Origin of the sequence: Brevibacterium picturae (assembly GCF_900105045.1) — a bacterium.
In the GTDB taxonomy this organism is placed as follows: Bacteria; Actinomycetota; Actinomycetes; order Actinomycetales; family Brevibacteriaceae; genus Brevibacterium; species Brevibacterium picturae.
This window is the reverse complement of sequence record NZ_LT629739.1, coordinates 4,381,700-4,398,738: the sequence shown is the minus strand read 5'-3', so window position 1 is coordinate 4,398,738 and position 17,039 is coordinate 4,381,700. Positions and strand designations below refer to the sequence as shown.

Below are 17,039 nucleotides of genomic sequence, written 5' to 3'. Positions count from 1 at the left end.
CGTGTGACCTGAGCAATAACGGGGAGTAGCATTGCCGGTTGTTCACAGTGAATCGCGCACCACAGTGCGCGTTTGCACGTCACAACGGAAAGCACGATATGTCATCAAGCACCTCAACGACTGAGGCCGCGCGGAACGACACCCGTTTCTTCGGGCACCCACTTCCGCTCATGCAGCTGTTCAGCCTCGAACTGTGGGAGCGGTTCTCCTACTACGGCATGAACGGCATCCTCGCCATCTACCTGTACTTCCAGGTCAGCGAGGGCGGCCTGGGCATGCCTCAGCCAACAGCCATCGGAATCGTCGGCGCCTACGGCGGTGCCGTCTTCCTGGCCACGATCCTCGGTGCGTGGATCGCGGACAGGATCCTGGGCGCAGAGAGGATCCTGTTCTACTCGGCCATCATCATCATGATCGGCCACATCTGCCTCGCGCTCATCCCCGGGTTCGGCGGAGTCGCCGCCGGCCTCATCCTCGTCGCGCTCGGATCCGGTGGCCTCAAGGCCAACGCCTCCGCTCTCGTCGGTGAACTCTATTCAGAGAAGGACCCGCGCCGAGACGCCGGATTCACTCTCTTCTACATGGGCGTCAACATCGGCGCATTCCTCGGACCGCTCATCACCGGCCTCCTGCAGAAGGAGATCGGCTTCCACTTCGGATTCGGCGCGGCAGCAGTCGGCATGGCTCTGGGCCTCATCATCTATGCCACGGGTCGTAAGAACCTGCCGAACGAGTCGCGCGGTGCGGTCAACCCGCTGCCGGCGTCCAAGCTCTCCCTCTTCCTGCTGGCCATCGTCGTTGCGGTCGTCCTCATCGTCGTCCTGTGGTTCACAGGGGTCGTCAACCCGGACAACCTGGACTGGTGGATCGCAGGGATCTCGGCCGGAGCTGCGGCATGCTACTTCATCGTCATGTACGTCAGCCCGCAGACGAACGCGGATGAACGCTCACGCGTGCTCGCATTCATTCCGTTCTTCCTCACCTGCGTCGTCTTCTGGTCCCTGTACCAGCAGATCTTCGGCACGCTCACCGCGTACTCGGACACCCAGATGAACCGAGTGATCTTCGGGTGGCAGATGCCGATCAACTGGCTCCAGCTCATTCCGCCGATCTTCGTCATCGCCTTCGCCCCGGTCTTCTCGGCCATCTGGTTCAAACTGGGCACGCGACAGATCTCGACGCCCGTCAAAGCCGGGCTCTCGCTCATCCTCATCGGCATCGCCTTCCTGCTCTTCCTCCCATTCGCGAATTCCGGCGAACACGAGACTCCGCTGCTGTGGGTCGCATTCATCCTGCTACTGTTCGTCTTCGCCGAACTCCTCATCTCGCCGATCGGCCTGTCCTTCTCATCGAAGGTCGCGCCCAAGGTGTTCCAATCGCAGATGATCGCCGTGTTCTTCCTCGCCTCGGGTGTGGGAACAGCACTGTCCGGTGTGCTGGGCGGATACTACTCGGCCGACAACCAGACACCGTATTGGACATCGGTCGGTGCGGCATCGATCATTCTCGGTCTGCTGGCGCTGACCCTGACCAAGCCGATGCTCAAGATGCTGCGCGGAATCCGCTGACGTCCTGATGCTCCGACGCCCTCGCTCACGCACAGGGAGCGAGGGCGTTTCGTCGTCGCAGGCACATGCGGTGACTCAGACCCCGATGAAGATGGGCAGGGCCTCGGGATGGTGGGCGTAGACGATCGTGAGGAAGACGAGCGCGTCGAAGAGGAGGTGGACGGTCACCGTGTAGGGCAGCGATTTCGTCTTCGTGAAGATATAGGCCTGGACCAGCGCGAACGGGATCGTCAGGACCGGGCCGATCGACCGGTAGCCCAGCTCCCACAGGAAGGAGACGAAGATGACGGTGGTGAACACGTTCGCGGTCCAGAACGCGAAGTGTTTGCGCAGCAGAGCGAAGACCGTGCAGATGAAGAACAGCTCATCCCAGATGCCGACAGCATTGACTCCGAAGAAGAGGCGGACGATCTCATCCCACTCCGTGACCGGCGGCCAGTTGAGATAGACCCCGGTGCGCATGAAGTACTGGGGGAGGACGAGCCAGGCGACGACGATGACGAAGGCCAGCCATGCCCATTCCAGGCGCGTCCACTTCTGCCCCCGACGCAGCGGGAAGACGATGGTGTTGTCCTTGAACCAATAGCGTGTGATCAGCCATGGCCCGATCACCACGGCGGACAGCACGACCCCCATCCGGGCGATGTTGGTCCACGAGATATCAGCTTCCACCGAGATCGAGGAGATCAGCCCCAAGCACCCGGCGATGACGCTGAAGTCGCGTGCGAAATTCCGGTCGGCGATCCATGCGACGATGAGGGAAGCCACCATCGGCACATAGCCGAAGCCCCTCAGCTCGGGGAACGAGGTCCCGACCCCGAACAGGACGAATGCCGACAGCGCCAGCAGAACCGCGGCCAATCCGGGCCAGGAGATGAGCGCGAATCGTCGGGTTTCTGGTTCGAGCCGAGTCGGTGTGTCCACAAGTCACACCCTAAAGCACCACAGTGCGAGTGCCTCGAGCGGCAACTCCTCGTAGGATCTGAAGCAGGCGAAAGGACACACGTGAACCCCGAGGACTACTGCGAGCTCATCATCTCATCGGCACCGACTGGTTCCGCGGAGTCGATTCCCACCGCGGCGGCGATCAGCAGAACCGCGGCCGAAGACGTGACCGCTGATGCCCCCATCCCCGCCTTCGCCACCTCGGCGATGGACGGTTTCGCACTCGATGCACTGGCACTGAGCAGTGTCCGGACCGGCGCGAAGGTGAGAGTCAGCGGTGATATCCCCGCCGGGGCCACGCCGGTGGAGATCGCACCGGGCACTGCCGTGCGGGTGATGACCGGAGCGCAGGTGCCCGCCACCGCCGAGGTGGTCGTGCCCGTCGAGTCCACCGACGCGAAGCGTACGGGGCCGGCACCGCAGCGAATCCGCGTCTCCTCGCTGCCCGGCGGGCTCCGATCAGCCTGGAACATCAGGGCAGTGGGGGAGGACACCCTCATCGGAGACACCGTCATCCGATCAGGCGAGACGATCGGTGCTGCTGGTGTCGGAACATTGGCCATGATGGGGTGCCGGACTGTCTGCGTCCATCGGCCTCTGACCGTCGGCCTCATCGTCACCGGGGATGAGCTCGTCACCGATTCCGCCGACCCGGACCAGCCGTTCATTCACAACTCGAATCTGCCCATGCTCAGCTCAGCGATCACCGAGGCCGGGGCCCGCGCCGTCGAACGCAGCTGCGGCGACGATCCGGCGGCCTTCGTTCGGATCCTCGCCGAACTCGACGACTCAGTCGACCTGATCATCACCACCGGCGGCATCAGCGCCGGTGCTTTCGAAGTCGTCAGACAGGCCCTCGGCGGCGACCATTCGACGTTCCAACGCCTCGCCATTCGTCCGGGCGGTCCACAGGGCTACGGCCACTACCAGGAGACTCCTCTCCTTCATCTCCCGGGCACACCGACCGGAGCCTTTGTGTCCTTCCACCTCTTCGCCCGCTCCCTTCTCGAGTCGCGCCCCCTCGGATCGCGGTGGAGGAAGGCCGTCTACACCGGGCCGGAGATTATCGGCCACACGAAGGCCGTCAGCCTCATGCCGGGCCGTTTCAACACAGCCGGAGAGGTCGAGGCCGCGGACCAGTCACGACTGCGAGACTTCTCCGGCGTCGATGTCATCATCCGCGTGCCTCGAGGGCCCGGGGCCATTCGGACAGGAGAGGTCATCGCGGTCCTCGACTGCTGATGCCGACTAGACTGGGGCACATGTCAGTAAACGCTCTCGGCCCAGCGGAGACGGCACGCTATGCCCGTCAGATCCGTCTCACCGGTTTCGGTCCGCAGGCCCAATCCGCACTTCTCGGAGCCCATGTGCTCGTCATCGGAGCCGGTGGGCTCGGGGCACCGGTCCTGACCTATCTGGCAGCCGCCGGGGTCGGGCGCATCAGCATCGTCGACCCAGACACGGTGGAGCTGAGCAATCTGCATCGCCAATTCATCCACTCCGAAACACGAGTGGGCCACCGGAAGGTCGACTCCGCGAAGGAGCGGCTGAGCGAGCTGAACTCGACCCTCGACATCATCACCCACCCGGTCCTGCTGACATCGGCGAACGCACTCGAGCTCATCGGGCCGGCCGACATCGTCATCGACGGAAGTGACAACTTCGCAACCCGGTACCTGGCCAACGACGCCTGCGAGATCCTGAAGAAGCCCCTGGTCTGGGGCACGATCCTCGGCTTCGACGGGCAGGTCGCGGTCTTCGACACGAGGCAGGGAGCGACGCTGCGTGATCTCTACCCAACCGTTCCCGCTCCGGGTTCCGTGCCGGACTGTGCAACGGCTGGGGTCCTCGGAGCCCTGTGCGGAAGCATCGGTGCGGCCATGTCCATGGAGACGATCAAGGTCCTCACCGGAATCGGCACACCCCTGTACAATTCGGTCGCGATCCACAGCAGCCTCGACACCAGTTGGGAGACCATCCCTGTTCGACGTTTACCGGACCGGGAGACGATCACGGACTTGGGCAGCCACCTCGGCGACTACAGTGACGAGGTGGCTGCCGGTCATAGCGGAATCCCGGAGACCGACGCCGCAGGGGGATCGAACCCCACAGTGACCTGGCCGGATATCGTGCGCGGCACCCATCTGGTCGACATCAGAGATGATGACGAAGTCTTGGGTGGAATGGTCCCAGGGGCCCAACACGTGCCCATGGACGCCCTTCTTGACGATCCCGGACAGATTGCCGGGCATGCCAAAGTGGCGCTCTACTGCCGTTCGGGCGTGCGCTCTGCACGCACATGTGCCCGATTGCGGGCTCAGGGCATCGAGGTCAGTTCGGTCTCCGGCGGCTACCTGGCTTACCTGTCACAGCCTCGCTGAGAGTCGCTGCCGCACTGAGAGTCTCAGCCGCCGGCGAAGGGCGGGAGGACGTCGACGGTGTCGCCCTCGTGCAGCGGGGCCCGATGGTCAGTGGCTGCGATCGCATTGACGAGGAAGCTCGAGCGGGAGATGACTGTTCTGGCCTCGGCACCGACGTCCTTCGTCAGTGACTCGACCAACCCGTCGATGGTGGCCGCGGCTGCGGTGCATTCCTTGGTTCCGAAGGCCTCCCGCGCAGCGGCGAAGAAGCGGACTCTGATCTGGGGCACTTATCCTCCGATGGCGCTCATGGGACGTTGGGGCTGTTCGAAGCTGTCGGAGTCCATCCCGTGTCCGGCCAGCTTCTTCCAATGCGCACCCTTCCACAGGTTCGCGATCGCTTCGTCGTCGGCGCCGTCACGCATAGCGGTGAGCAGATCCACCTCGGTGTGGGAGAACAGGCAGGTGCGCACACGTCCTTCCGCAGTCAGACGGGTGCGCGTGCAGTCGGCGCAGAACGGCCTGGTCACCGAGGCGATGATGCCGACATCGCCGATGACGGTCTCTGGATCGTCTTTGGCAGCAACCAGGAACTTCTCCGCGGGCGCACCGTTACGGGGCGCAGAGTCGGGGGTGAGGACGAAATGGGGCTCAAGCAGAGCAAAGATGTCCGCGGCCGTGATCATGGTGCCGCGTTCCCAGGAATGCCCGGCATCGAGGGGCATCTGTTCGATGAAGCGCAGCTTGAGACCATTCTCGAGGCACCAGCGCAGCAGGTCGGGAGCCTGATGATCGTTGACGCCGGGCAGCAGGACGGCATTGACCTTGACCGGGTCCATACCGGCGGCTTGGGCACCCTGGATCCCCTCGAGCACCCGGTTCAGGAACGGGCGACGAGTGATCGTCGCAAAGGTCTCGGGGTCGACCGTATCGAGTGAGACATTGATGCGGTCGAGACCTGCGTCCCGCAGCTTCGCGGCACGTTTGTCGAGACCGATCGCGTTCGTCGTCAAAGCGATGTTGGGGCGCGGTTCCAGGGCGGCAACTCCGGCAATGATCTCGGTGACGTCCTTGCGGGTCAATGGTTCACCACCGGTGAATCTGACCTGATCGACGCCGAACTTCTCCACGCTGATGCGCACGAAGCGAACGATCTCCTCGGCGGTCATCGCCGAATCCCGTGACATGAACTCCACGCCCTCTTCGGGCATGCAGTAGCTGCAGCGCAGATTGCAGAAGTCCGTGAGCGAGATGCGCAGATCACGTGCCCGTCGGTCGAAGGTGTCCAGCAGGGAGTCCTCCTGGTGCGCCGTAAACTCTTCACCCGGGTCCACCGTCGGAGTCCTCAGCATGGGTGTGGGCAGGCTGATTTTCCGCATTGTGCCATCCTCCTTGATCAACATTGTCGATATCATCGTCCCATGACTACTGCCATGATGCACCGTCGCCGTGTCTTCGAGACGATATCTCCACTCCTTGACACACAGACCGTGCCGATCGGTGATCTCCTCGACACGCCGCGCCGGCTCGCGGTCAGTGTCGCCTCACCGATCGACGTCCCCGGTTTCGACAATTCGAGCATGGACGGATATGCCGTGGCCGCTTCCACGTTGCGCAACTCTGGGCAGAAGCAGGACCAGGATCCGCAGGTGGCCCACCAGACGGTCTATGGACCGATACCCGTCCGCGGCCGAGTCGCCGCCGGTGCAATCGGCGCCGAGGTGGCGGCCGGCACCGCAGTCGAGATCATGACCGGAGCGCCTCTGCCTGCGGGCACGGATACCGTCATCGCCATCGAAGCCACCCACCCAGCCCAGTTCGAATCGCCGGAGATCACGATCACCCTGCCGTCCACGGATGCGGGCCCGCAGCCCGGCGCATTCGTGCGCCCGCGCGGCAGCGACGTCGCTGCCGGAGCCACGGTGCTGACTGCCGGTCTGATGCTCACCCCGGCCCACCTCGGCGTCGCGGCCGCCTGCGGCATCACTGCACTTCAGGTCCGGACTCTGCCGCGTGTGCTCGTCGTGAGCACAGGCGATGAGATTACGGCCGATGCCGCGGCCGGCATCCACGACGCGAATTCGATCACGCTGGGTGCCAGCCTGCGCCGCCTCGGCGTCGACACGACAATCATCACCGTCCCCGATGACCCGCAGGCGCTGCTCGACGCGGTCCGCGCCGCCGACTGCGACCTCGTCGTCTCCACCGGCGGAATCTCCAAGGGCGCCCACGAAGTCGTCAAGCTCGCCGCGGCACTCGACCCCGAAGCGGCCGTGGTCTTCGAACCCATCGCCATGCAGCCGGGAGGCCCGCAGGGGTGCGGGACACTGGCCGGAACGGCGTGGGTGGCACTGCCCGGCAACCCTGTCAGCGCGCTCATCAGCTTCGAGATGTTCATCCGTCCCGCACTGCTGGGCCTCACCGTCGACGAGGAGCCGCGCGAGACCGAATACCACCGACTCCTCGGCGGCCTCGACGAGGCACCGCCGAGCGGGAAGCTGCAGGTGCGGCGTGCTGTGATGACCCCCGAGGGTCTGGCGCTCATCGGCGGATCCCGTTCGCATCTGCTCCACAACTATGCGCAGAGCACGCATCTGGTCTTCATCCCACCTGTTGATTCCGACTCGAACGCGAATCAGCCCGCTCCCGACGCAGACGATAGGCTGAAGACGTGGAAGATCACATGAGACTCACGCACATCGATGACACCGGCGCCGCACATATGGTCGACGTCGGCGACAAGGACGTGACCAAACGCCGCGCCGTCGCCACCGCACTCATCACCACCCGAAGCGAGGTGATCGACATGATCGCCGAGGCGGGCCTGCCCAAGGGCGATGCCCTTCCTGTGGCCCGTATCGCCGCCGTCATGGGTGCCAAGCGCACCAGTGACCTCATCCCGCTGTGCCACCCGCTGCCGCTGACCGGCGTCGATGTCGACTTCGAACTCCTCGATGACGGCGTGCGCATCACCGGTGCGGTCAAGACCGTGTCGAAGACCGGAGTCGAGATGGAGGCGCTGACCGCCGTGTCCGTGGCCGCCCTGACCATCTTCGACATGATCAAGGCCGTGGACAACCAGGCGATCATCGGCGATATCAAGGTCATCGAAAAATCGGGTGGACGCAGCGGCGACTGGAGTCGTCGATCATGAGCGTCATCCACACCGACATCGTCGAAACCCCGATCAGCACCGCGGCGCTGGAAGCCGATGTCCTCAACGCCACCTGCGGCGCGGTGGTGAGCTTCTCGGGTGTCATCCGAGACCACGATGACGGGCGCGGTGTGCAAGCGCTGACCTACGAATCCCATCCACTGGCGACGACCCAGATCGCCGAGGTGGCAGCTGAGATCGCGGCAAAGCACCCGGCCGTGCGCCTGTCCGTCGTCCACCGCGTCGGTGCCCTCGAGATCGGCGACGTGGCCCTGGCCGCCGTCGTCGCCTCACCACATCGCCAAGACTCGTTCTCCGCGTGCTCGGACCTCGTCGACGAGGTCAAGGCCCGAGTCGCGATCTGGAAACACCAGTTCTTCGCCGACGGTGACGACGAATGGGTGGGAGCCCTCGAATGACCGAGCTGCGCATCACCGATGCGGCCCGATTCCTCGGAGTCAGCGATGACACCATCCGCCGCTGGGTCAGCGAGGGCAAGCTCACCCAGCACAAGGACGCCTCCAACCGCGCTGTCGTCGACGGCCGGGAACTCGTGGCCCTGGCACAGTCGAACCCAGGTGGACTCGAGGACCCGACCGGAGTCGTCAGCTCCGCTCGCAATCGGTTCGCCGGCCTCGTCACAGATGTGGTCATCGACGGGGTGATGGCCCAGGTGAGCCTCCAATGCGGTCCGTTCAGAGTCGTGTCTCTGATGTCGGCAGAAGCATGCCGGCAGCTTGAGCTCGAACCGGGCAGCCTCGCCACGGCCTCGGTGAAGGCGACGATGGTCTCCATCGACACAGCAGGTGCTCGCTGACATCAGAGACCCGTAGGCGCTCTTGATCTGTTCCGCAAATGCTGGAGAATATTGACGTTTTTACCGCATATGCGTGTTTAATGGAGCAATGAAGTATTTGTCTGCAGCCTGCATCGTCGCTCTGCTCTCTCTCACCGCCTGTTCCGGTGGCACCGAATCCAACTCGGATTCCGAGGAGAAGACGACCCTGACCGTCTTCGCCGCAGCCTCACTGACCGAAGTCTTCGCCGATGTTGCCGAGGAATTCTCCGCAGTCGAGCCCGACGTCGATGTGAGATTCTCCTTCGCCGGCTCCTCTGACCTGGTGGCTCAGATCTCTGAAGGAGCTCCGGCAGATGTCATCGCCACCGCAGATGAGTCGACGATGGACACCCTCGCAGGTGATGACCTGCTGACCGGCGAGCCGTCAGTCTTCGCGTCGAACACGCTGACGCTGGCCGTGCCCAACGGCAATCCCGAGAATATCGAATCGTCGCAGGATCTTCCGGGCACAGACCTCGTCGTCTGCGCCCCGCAAGTTCCGTGTGGGGCGGCCACACAGAAGTGGGCCCAGCTCAACGACGTGGGTCTTGACCCCGTCAGCGAAGAGAACTCCGTGACTGATGTCCTCGGCAAGGTCAGCGCCGGACAGGCCGACGCCGGCATCGTCTACGTCACCGACATGGCTCGTGCGGGAGGAGACGTCGACCAGGTCGAACTCGATGGCGCCGACGCAGTCATCAACAAGTACCCTGCAGCAACCGTTGACGCCAGCGAGAACAAGGACGACGCCGATGCATTCGTGAACTTCCTGCAGTCGAAAGAAGCAGCGCGACTGCTCGAGAGCGCCGGTTTCACAACCGCTGAATGACGACTCCTCGGTGAGCGCCCCTTGATGACACCGACCACAGACGAATGAACAGATATGACGAAGACGCGTAAGCGGCACGGCCACTCGGCGATACCGAGGTGGCTCTGGCTCCCCGCCGTACTCGGCATCGCCTTCCTCCTGGTCCCGATCATCGGGTTGGTAGCACGGATCGACCCCGGCCACCTCGGCGAGGTCATCCTGGCACCGGAATCACGACTGGCGATGGGACTCTCGCTGTTCACCTCCGTCATCGCGGCAGCGACCTGCGTGATCATTGGCTTCCCGCTGGGCTACCTCCTCGCGACTCGGACCTTCCGGGGACAGCGAATCGTCCGCACTCTCATACTGCTTCCTCTTGTGCTGCCCCCGGTCGTCAGCGGCCTGGCGCTGCTCTACACCTGGGGGAGAACCGCCTTCCTCGGGTCCCTGCTCACGGATATGGGACTGGGTCTGGCCTACACGAGTGCGGCAGTGGTGTTCGCGCAGATCTTCGTCTCTCTGCCGTTCATGGTGATGTCGGTCGAAACGGCCGTCGCCGCCCGCGGACAGGATTATGAGCTGGCTGCTGCGGAGCTCGGCGCGAAGCCCAACCGTGTGTTCTTCCACATCACGCTTCCGCTTCTGCGACAGGGAATCATGACCGGCGCCATCCTCTGCTTCGCCCGCGCTCTGGGGGAGTTCGGCGCGACTCTGACGTTCGCCGGATCTCTGACGGGGGTCACCCGGACGATGCCGCTCCAGATCTATCTGGTTCGCGAGTCCGATCCGCAGTCGGCCATCGCATTGTCGCTGCTGCTCATCGTCATCGCACTGGGCATCATCGTCCTCGCCTACCGTTCCCCTCATGCACCCAGACTTCACGCCCGGCGCTCGAATCCACAGCCGGAGGGGGCACCTCAGCCGACCGGTCGCCTCGACCCGAGGGGCGGCGTCGACCCGACGTCAATGACCACGGCTTCGGACACAGCCGTCTCCGATGCCCCGAATCCCGTGCACCGAGTCAATGGTGAGGCGAGCGCACCCACGATCCGTCTCCACGCGTCTGTGCCCGAGCGCGGCCTGGACGTCGACCTGACGATGCCGGCCGGGTCGACATCGGCGATGATCGGACGCAATGGGGCCGGAAAATCGAGCCTGTTCCACATCATGACCGGCGCCATCCCAGCCGAATCGGGATCCCTGCACATCGGCGAGGACACCATCTTCGACCTCGCGGCCGACAGGTGGCCACCGGTCCACGCCCGCGGCATCGTTCATCTTGCTCAGACCCCGCTCCTGTTCCCTCATCTGAGTGTCATCGACAATGTGGCCTTCGGACTCAGGGCCCACGGGCACCGGAGACAGGAAGCACGCACAATCGCCCTCACTATGTTGACCAGCCTGGGCGTCGGCCACTGCGCCGATCGGGGACCCGAGGCCGTCTCCGGGGGACAGGCAGCCAGGATCGCGCTGGCCCGGGCGCTGGTCATCGACCCGAAGCTTCTGCTGCTCGACGAGCCGCTGGCAGCCCTCGACATCGACGTCAAGATCGCGACGAGACGGGTGCTCGGCCGCGTCCTCGCCGGCCGCAGCGCCATCATCATCACCCATGACGTCGAGGATGTCACGGCACTGGCAGCAACCCTGGTCCACATCGACTCCGGGACCGCCGCCTGCGTGGCACCGGTGGACCAGATCGAGCAGCGAGTCACCGAGGGTGGTGCCGACATTCCGGGCCATGATTTTCTGGCCAGCTTTTGCGCCGCCGACAGAGAAGGAATACTGTGCAGTAAGTCACAGTAGTCACATTGAACTTGCACTAAGGAGCACACCGACGTGGCAGAACTTTCCTATTCCTCAGGACCCTCCGAGACACCACTGCTGGGCCAGACCATCCCCGCTCACCTCAACGCCACGGCAGCCGCTCATGCCGATGAACCGGCACTCGTCGACCGCCACTCCGGACGCCGGTGGACTTATGCCGAGTTCGACCGCGACACCGATGCCGTGGCCATCGGCCTGCTCGAGCGCGGAATCAAGAAGGGCGACCGCGTCGGCATCTGGGCGCAGAACGTCGCCGAATGGGCGCTGATCCAATACGCCACCGCGAAGATCGGCGCGATCCTCGTCAACGTCAACCCCGCCTACCGCAGCCACGAGCTCGAATACGTCGCCAAGCAATCGGGCATGTCGATGCTCGTCTCCCAGATCACGGCACCACCGCACTCGGACTTCCACGCCATCGCGACCGAGGTCGCAGCGAAGGTGCCGGGTCTCGAGCTGGTCTTCCTCGATACGCTTCCCTCCGACCTCCTCGGCGATGCGGTCATCGGCGAACGTGAGTCCTTCGCTCATCTGATCGGCAGCGGTCGAGGCCTGCTCGACGATGAGAGCGCGAAGTACGCAGTGCGCCTGCAGAAGCTCATGGACGAGCTGGCGATGGACGATCCGATCAACATCCAGTACACCTCGGGGACCACAGGCTTCCCCAAGGGAGTGACGCTGAGCCATCACAACATCCTCAACAACGGATTCTTCATCGGAGAGCTGCTGTCGTACTCTCCGAAGGACTCCGTTGTGCTGCCCGTGCCGTACTACCACTGCTTCGGCATGGTCATCGGAAACCTCGCGGCTCTCAGTCACGGCGCCGCCATCATCCTGCCCTCACCCGGGTTCGACCCTGTGGCGAGTCTGGCTGCCGTCGCCGAGGAGAAGGCGACCTCGCTCTACGGAGTGCCCACAATGTTCATCGCCGAACTCGAACATCCTGACTTCTCGAGCTACGACCTCAGCTCGCTGCGCACCGGCGTCATGGCCGGCTCTCCCTGTCCGGTCGAGATCATGAAACGTGTCATCAACGACATGAACATGGAAGAGGTCGCCATCTGCTACGGCATGACGGAGACCTCGCCCGTGTCCATGATGACGCGCGTCGACGACAGCCTCGAGGCCCGCACCCAGACGGTCGGGCGCGTCATGCCCCACCTCGAGATCAAGATCGCCGACCCGGTCACGGGCCGGGCCGTCCCACGCGGACAGAAGGGCGAGCTGTGCACCCGCGGATACGCGGTCATGCTCGGCTACTGGGAGGATCCGGAGAAGACCGCCGAGACGATCGATACGTCCCGTTGGATCCACACCGGCGACCTCGGCATCATGGACGAGGACGGCTATGTCGACATCTCTGGTCGAATCAAGGACATGGTCATCCGCGGCGGAGAGAACGTCTATCCCCGTGAGGTCGAGGAGTTCCTCTACCACCATCCGGCGATCAAGGACGTCCAAGTCGTCGGTGTTGCCGACGAGAAGTACGGGGAGGAGCTCATGGCCTGGGTCATCCTCAAAGGCGGCTTTGAGACTCTCACCGCCGCAGAGGTCAAGGAATTCTGCTCCGGCAAACTCGCTCATTTCAAGATTCCGCGCTATGTCGAGGTCCGCGAATCCTTCCCGATGACGGTGTCTGGCAAGATCCGCAAGGTCGAACTCCGCGAAGAGGGCGAGGCGATCATCCAGAAGACGACCGCCGGATGAAACACCGGGCGACAGGGAACCCACGCCAGTTGGAGAGAGGATCGCAGCGCACGACGATTGCGCAGGTTGGGGCAGCGGGGCTGTCAGCGAACATCACCGGCTGAGCAGGTTGCGCAGAAGTGGACAGGGTGGCGTCGGAGCGTGAAGAACGCGGCGCCACCCTGTAATGTTCGTGACAAGGACGATGCCGCTGACAAGGAGTCGCATATGCAACCTGAGCTCAGTTCCACCCCTGTCACGGTGGTCAAGAATGCTGGCCGTGAACGGTACGAGATCTTCACCGCCGAGGATCCGGCCGAGTTCGCAGGATTCCTTGCCTACCGTGTCCTCGATGAGCACACGGTCGAACTCCAGCACACCATCATTTCCGAGGGCTTCTCACGCCGCGGCTTCGCGCGCACATTGGTCACCACCGTCCTCGACGGGATCCGGGACGAAGGCGGTCGCATCGTGCCGACATGCAGCTACGTCCAGGACTATCTGGAACGATTTCCGCAGTACGCCGACCTCGTGGCGCAGGCTTGAGCTCACCGGCCCCAGGGCTGATCACATCGGCCGGGGCGGGCCGATTCGCCCCGAGCCCCAGCGGGGACCTGCACATCGGCAACATCCGGTCGGGGTTGCTGGCCTATGTTCGCGCACGGCAGACTGGTCGACGGTTCCTCTGGCGCATCGAAGACCTTGACCGGGTCCAGCCCGGCGCGGCTCAATCACAGCTCGAAGTCTTCGCAGAGCTGGGCATCACACCGGATGAACCCCCGCTCGTCCAATCCGACCGCCTCGAGGTCTACGCCGAAGCACTGAATCGCCTGGCGGGTCAGGGTCTTGTCTACGAGTGCTACTGCTCACGCAAGGACATCCAGCAGGCGCCGTCAGCGCCGCACTCTCCGCCGGGGGCGTATCCCGGAACCTGTCGAGATCTGCTCGAGTCCGAACGGGAGCGACACAGACAGCGACTCGACGAGCAGGGTCGAAGGCCCGCCCTGCGTCTGCGGACCGACAATGCCGAGGTCACGGTTCACGACCGACTATTGGGCGAGATCACAGCCCCGGTCGATGACTTGGTCCTCAGGCGCGGCGACGGAGTCTTCGCCTACAACCTCATCGTCATCGTCGATGACGGGGCCACCGGCATCGACGAGGTGGTGCGCGGGGACGACCTGGCCACCTCGGCTCCTCGTCAAGCACATCTGGCCGAGCTGCTGGGTCTGCCGCAGCCTTCATGGCTGCACGTTCCACTGGTCGTGAATACCGACGGCAGACGGCTGGCCAAACGCGATGGTGCGGTCACCTATCAGCAGCTGCGTGCACTGGGCTGGACACGCGATGACGTCTTCGCCTGGATGGGTGCCTCTCTCGGACTCGCGGGGCCGAAGGACGCATGGTCATCCATCGACGACATGGTGTCAGGAGTGGACTTCGATGGTCTCCTGACTCGGGAGACCGTGTTCGTTCCGCCTGACGGTTCGGGGGACTGATGAGTTCGGGCAACTGACAGTGGTGTCGGGCGAGCGCCTCAGGCAGCTGGGTCGAGTCGGTCGGCGATGACTCCGGCGTAGATGGATTCGAACGTGTCGAGCGTGTACTCGATGTCATGTTTGGCCACCACATCCAGCGATGCCCTGGCCATGGTGTCGAGTTCACCATCGGGAAGTTCACAGATGTGGGTGAACCGTGCGGCCAGTTCCTCGATATCCCGTGGGGGGAACAGGAAACCGTTGACCCCGTCCCTGACGAGGTGGGGAAGTGCGACCGCGTCCGCGAGGACAACAGGTTTGCGTGAGGCCAGTGCCTCCAAGGTGGCGATTGACTGCAGCTCAGCGGTCGAGGGCATGCAGAAGAACGTGCACCGCTGGTAGGCATCCATGAGTTCTTTGTCGCTGATCTTGCCCATGACATGGATGCGGTCGGCGATGCCGAGTTCTGCGGCCAGTTCCTTGAGCGGCTCTTCTTGGTCCCCGCCACCGACGATGTCGGCCTCGAGTCCGAGCGCGGGATCCGTCTTCGCGACGGCTTCGACGATGTCCGCGGCGTGCTTCTCCGAGGAGAGTCGGCCGACGAAGAGGACACGTGGAGGTGATGAAGCCTCGTCGTCCGAACCCGATACGGTCCGGTCGGACGCCGGCTCAGGATGTGCGGAGCCATCGTCGCGAAGATGGGCGAACCGTTCCAGGTCGATGCCGCAGGAGACTGCCCGAATAGGGGATGAGAACCCATTCTGGGTCAGGAGGTCGGCCGCCAACTGCGTGGGCACCGTGATGAAGTCCGCGGACTGGAACTTCCTGCGCAGATCCCACCACGCCACAGCAGTGCCGCCGTCGAGGAGCGTTTTGGGTGCCCGCAGATACGGACGAACATTGTCAGGCATGAAATGGTTTGTGGCGACAACGGGGATGCCGCGCCTGCTCGCTTCCGAGAACGCGTAGCGACCGATGACGAAGTGAGCCTGAGTGTGCACGACGTCCGGCTGAAGTGAGTCCAGGAGTCGGGACAGCTCAGGCTTGGTCTCCCACGGCATGCAGATGGTCCATGTCGGATGCAGCGGCCAGCGATGAGAGGTCATTCGATGAACTGTGACACCATCTTCGACGCTGACCGAGGCCTTGCCGGTCGCCGACGGGCAGGCGACGTGTACGTCATTGCCGCGGGCAGCGAGGCCTTCGGCCAGGCGTTCTGCGAATTTCGCAGCACCATTGACCTCGGGTGCGTAGGTCTCGGTCGGGATGAGGATGCGGCGTACTGGGGTGTGCCTGTGCGCGGACAGAATTCAACTCTCCTCGGTGTCGGTCAACTGGTCTGTGCGACGAGCGACTCGACGCTGGTGTTCTCGATCTTTGACATCGGGGTGATACCGCGACAATACAACGACGCCTAGACACGCGACCAATCCAGTGGCTGTGATGATGACGAGGAACCAGGCCGGTGCGGTCGCCGCCTCTCCGAGGACGATCGAGCCGAGGATCACGGCACCGATGGGATCGACGACGGTGAGCCCGGCGATGACCATCTCCGGGGGACCGGCAGCATAGGCATTCTGGACGAACCAGGATCCGATGGCAGTGGCAGCGACGAGCCCGATGACATTGAGCCATGTCACCTGATCGAGCCCCGCGCGGAGCAGCTGCACGCTGACCAGGTGCGTATTCGTCGCCACACATGCGAACAACAGGCCCGCAGCGGTGATGAGGACGAGTTGTGGCGCATGACGGAAGAACAGCATGATGCTGAGTCCGATGAAGACGACGACTGCGGTGATCCAGACCAGTGGCATGGCGTCAGATCCCAGATGCACCTCCGTCCGCGCGGTGGTGGCAGACAGCGCGACGAAGATCGTCACACCCACAGTGCACCACACGACGGCTTGGACGAGTCGTCGATTGACCTTGAGCCCGCGATGGCGAATACCGAGCAGTACCGACACGATGAGCGAAAAGGCGCCGATGGGCTGAACGACCATGACAGGTGCCAGAGCAAGAGCGACAACGTTGCCGACGGTGCCCAGTCCGGTGATGCCCAACCCGATGAGCCATTTACTGTTGCTCAGCAGCTCTTTGAAATGCGCCCAACTCAGTCCGTTGTGGGAGTCACCCTGACCTGCGACTGCGTCATGTTGGTACAGAGCCCCATAGGCCAGTGCCACCGCCGCAAGGACGGCCAGGGCGATTGCCACTATGGTCACGTGCACTTCTTCCGCTGCATGGATGGGGTGAGGAATCCCTTTGATTTTACAGTGCAGTCACCCCGCCGAGGTGGTTGTTGACTGGGTTTGTCCTGACTGTACGGATTCCACGGCGTCCGGTGGTGGGGTTAACCGGAACTGTGAGCTAAAGCACTG

General features: G+C 63.6%; 17 protein-coding genes. 12 read left to right on the top strand and 5 right to left on the bottom strand.

Annotation, left to right across the window (positions count from 1 at the left end; genetic code table 11):
- Positions 1-98: 98 nt before the first annotated feature.
- A complete protein-coding gene (locus tag BLT92_RS20080) occupies positions 99-1,568 on the top strand; it encodes a peptide MFS transporter (RefSeq protein ID WP_092108530.1) in 1,470 nt (489 codons plus the stop codon).
- A 75-nt stretch (positions 1,569-1,643) separates the two neighbouring features.
- Here BLT92_RS20080 and BLT92_RS20075 read toward each other — a convergent pair whose 3' ends face one another.
- Entirely contained in the window at positions 1,644-2,492 is an 849-nt protein-coding gene (locus tag BLT92_RS20075; protein ID WP_092108528.1) for a CPBP family intramembrane glutamic endopeptidase, read from the bottom strand.
- A gap of 81 nt (positions 2,493-2,573) precedes the next feature.
- On the opposite strand from BLT92_RS20075, the gene BLT92_RS20070 reads away from it, so the two are divergent.
- Together BLT92_RS20070 and BLT92_RS20065 are read left to right on the top strand one after the other, a co-directional pair.
- Positions 2,574-3,755: a molybdopterin molybdotransferase MoeA gene (locus tag BLT92_RS20070; RefSeq protein ID WP_092108526.1), complete on the top strand. Its 1,182-nt coding sequence runs from the start codon at positions 2,574-2,576 to the stop codon at positions 3,753-3,755.
- A gap of 20 nt (positions 3,756-3,775) precedes the next feature.
- Positions 3,776-4,894, top strand: a complete 1,119-nt coding sequence (locus tag BLT92_RS20065) for a ThiF family adenylyltransferase (RefSeq protein WP_092108524.1) — start codon at positions 3,776-3,778, stop codon at positions 4,892-4,894.
- A gap of 23 nt (positions 4,895-4,917) precedes the next feature.
- On the opposite strand, the gene BLT92_RS20060 is transcribed toward BLT92_RS20065, so the two are convergent.
- Together BLT92_RS20060 and moaA are read right to left on the bottom strand one after the other, a co-directional pair.
- Positions 4,918-5,163, bottom strand: a complete 246-nt coding sequence (locus BLT92_RS20060; protein ID WP_092108522.1) for a MoaD/ThiS family protein — start codon at positions 5,161-5,163, stop codon at positions 4,918-4,920.
- Positions 5,164-6,252 (bottom strand): GTP 3',8-cyclase MoaA, encoded by a 1,089-nt coding sequence (gene moaA / locus BLT92_RS20055; RefSeq protein WP_092109678.1) that lies wholly within the window; start codon positions 6,250-6,252, stop codon positions 5,164-5,166.
- A gap of 42 nt (positions 6,253-6,294) precedes the next feature.
- Here moaA and BLT92_RS20050 point away from each other — a divergent pair, with 42 nt between their 5' ends.
- The 9 genes from BLT92_RS20050 to gluQRS all read left to right on the top strand — a co-directional run bounded on the left by BLT92_RS20050 (position 6,295) and on the right by gluQRS (position 14,682).
- Positions 6,295-7,560, top strand: coding sequence for a molybdopterin molybdotransferase MoeA (locus BLT92_RS20050; protein WP_231938937.1), 1,266 nt, complete (start codon positions 6,295-6,297; stop codon positions 7,558-7,560).
- Entirely contained in the window at positions 7,557-8,027 is a 471-nt protein-coding gene (gene moaC, locus BLT92_RS20045; RefSeq protein ID WP_092108520.1) for a cyclic pyranopterin monophosphate synthase MoaC, read from the top strand. The genes BLT92_RS20050 and moaC overlap by 4 nt, the downstream gene beginning before the upstream one ends.
- Complete coding sequence (locus tag BLT92_RS20040; RefSeq protein WP_092108518.1) at positions 8,024-8,446, top strand: molybdenum cofactor biosynthesis protein MoaE; 423 nt, start codon at positions 8,024-8,026, stop codon at positions 8,444-8,446. Before moaC ends, BLT92_RS20040 begins: the two co-directional genes overlap by 4 nt.
- Entirely contained in the window at positions 8,443-8,844 is a 402-nt protein-coding gene (locus tag BLT92_RS20035; RefSeq protein WP_092108516.1) for a TOBE domain-containing protein, read from the top strand. Before BLT92_RS20040 ends, BLT92_RS20035 begins: the two co-directional genes overlap by 4 nt.
- A gap of 88 nt (positions 8,845-8,932) precedes the next feature.
- Positions 8,933-9,694, top strand: coding sequence for a molybdate ABC transporter substrate-binding protein (modA, locus tag BLT92_RS20030; RefSeq protein WP_092108514.1), 762 nt, complete (start codon positions 8,933-8,935; stop codon positions 9,692-9,694).
- Positions 9,695-9,748: 54 nt separating this feature from the next.
- Positions 9,749-11,476, top strand: a complete 1,728-nt coding sequence (locus tag BLT92_RS20025; protein ID WP_092108512.1) for an ABC transporter permease — start codon at positions 9,749-9,751, stop codon at positions 11,474-11,476.
- 33 nt (positions 11,477-11,509) lie between these two features.
- Positions 11,510-13,204 (top strand): AMP-binding protein, encoded by a 1,695-nt coding sequence (locus tag BLT92_RS20020; protein WP_092108510.1) that lies wholly within the window; start codon positions 11,510-11,512, stop codon positions 13,202-13,204.
- Between the two features lie 207 nt (positions 13,205-13,411).
- The gene (locus tag BLT92_RS20015) at positions 13,412-13,729 is read left to right on the top strand and encodes a GNAT family N-acetyltransferase (protein WP_092108508.1); all 318 of its coding nucleotides are present in this window, start codon (positions 13,412-13,414) and stop codon (positions 13,727-13,729) included.
- Positions 13,726-14,682, top strand: a complete 957-nt coding sequence (gene gluQRS, locus BLT92_RS20010; RefSeq protein ID WP_231938936.1) for a tRNA glutamyl-Q(34) synthetase GluQRS — start codon at positions 13,726-13,728, stop codon at positions 14,680-14,682. Before BLT92_RS20015 ends, gluQRS begins: the two co-directional genes overlap by 4 nt.
- Positions 14,683-14,720: 38 nt before the next feature.
- On the opposite strand, the gene BLT92_RS20005 is transcribed toward gluQRS, so the two are convergent.
- Both BLT92_RS20005 and BLT92_RS20000 read right to left on the bottom strand, forming a co-directional pair.
- Entirely contained in the window at positions 14,721-15,929 is a 1,209-nt protein-coding gene (locus BLT92_RS20005; RefSeq protein ID WP_231939182.1) for a glycosyltransferase, read from the bottom strand.
- A 42-nt stretch (positions 15,930-15,971) separates the two neighbouring features.
- Entirely contained in the window at positions 15,972-16,883 is a 912-nt protein-coding gene (locus tag BLT92_RS20000; RefSeq protein WP_231938935.1) for a DMT family transporter, read from the bottom strand.
- Positions 16,884-17,039: the final 156 nt, after the last annotated feature.

Coding starts and splice junctions, on each gene's coding strand:
- BLT92_RS20015 (WP_092108508.1), top strand. CDS start 13,412: ATGCAACCTGAGCTCAGTTCCACCCCTGTCACGGTGGTCAAGAATGCT.
- BLT92_RS20040 (WP_092108518.1), top strand. CDS start 8,024: ATGAGCGTCATCCACACCGACATCGTCGAAACCCCGATCAGCACCGCG.
- BLT92_RS20050 (WP_231938937.1), top strand. CDS start 6,295: ATGACTACTGCCATGATGCACCGTCGCCGTGTCTTCGAGACGATATCT.
- moaA (WP_092109678.1), bottom strand. CDS start 6,252: ATGCGGAAAATCAGCCTGCCCACACCCATGCTGAGGACTCCGACGGTG.
- BLT92_RS20080 (WP_092108530.1), top strand. CDS start 99: ATGTCATCAAGCACCTCAACGACTGAGGCCGCGCGGAACGACACCCGT.
- BLT92_RS20035 (WP_092108516.1), top strand. CDS start 8,443: ATGACCGAGCTGCGCATCACCGATGCGGCCCGATTCCTCGGAGTCAGC.
- moaC (WP_092108520.1), top strand. CDS start 7,557: ATGAGACTCACGCACATCGATGACACCGGCGCCGCACATATGGTCGAC.
- BLT92_RS20065 (WP_092108524.1), top strand. CDS start 3,776: ATGTCAGTAAACGCTCTCGGCCCAGCGGAGACGGCACGCTATGCCCGT.
- modA (WP_092108514.1), top strand. CDS start 8,933: ATGAAGTATTTGTCTGCAGCCTGCATCGTCGCTCTGCTCTCTCTCACC.
- BLT92_RS20025 (WP_092108512.1), top strand. CDS start 9,749: ATGACGAAGACGCGTAAGCGGCACGGCCACTCGGCGATACCGAGGTGG.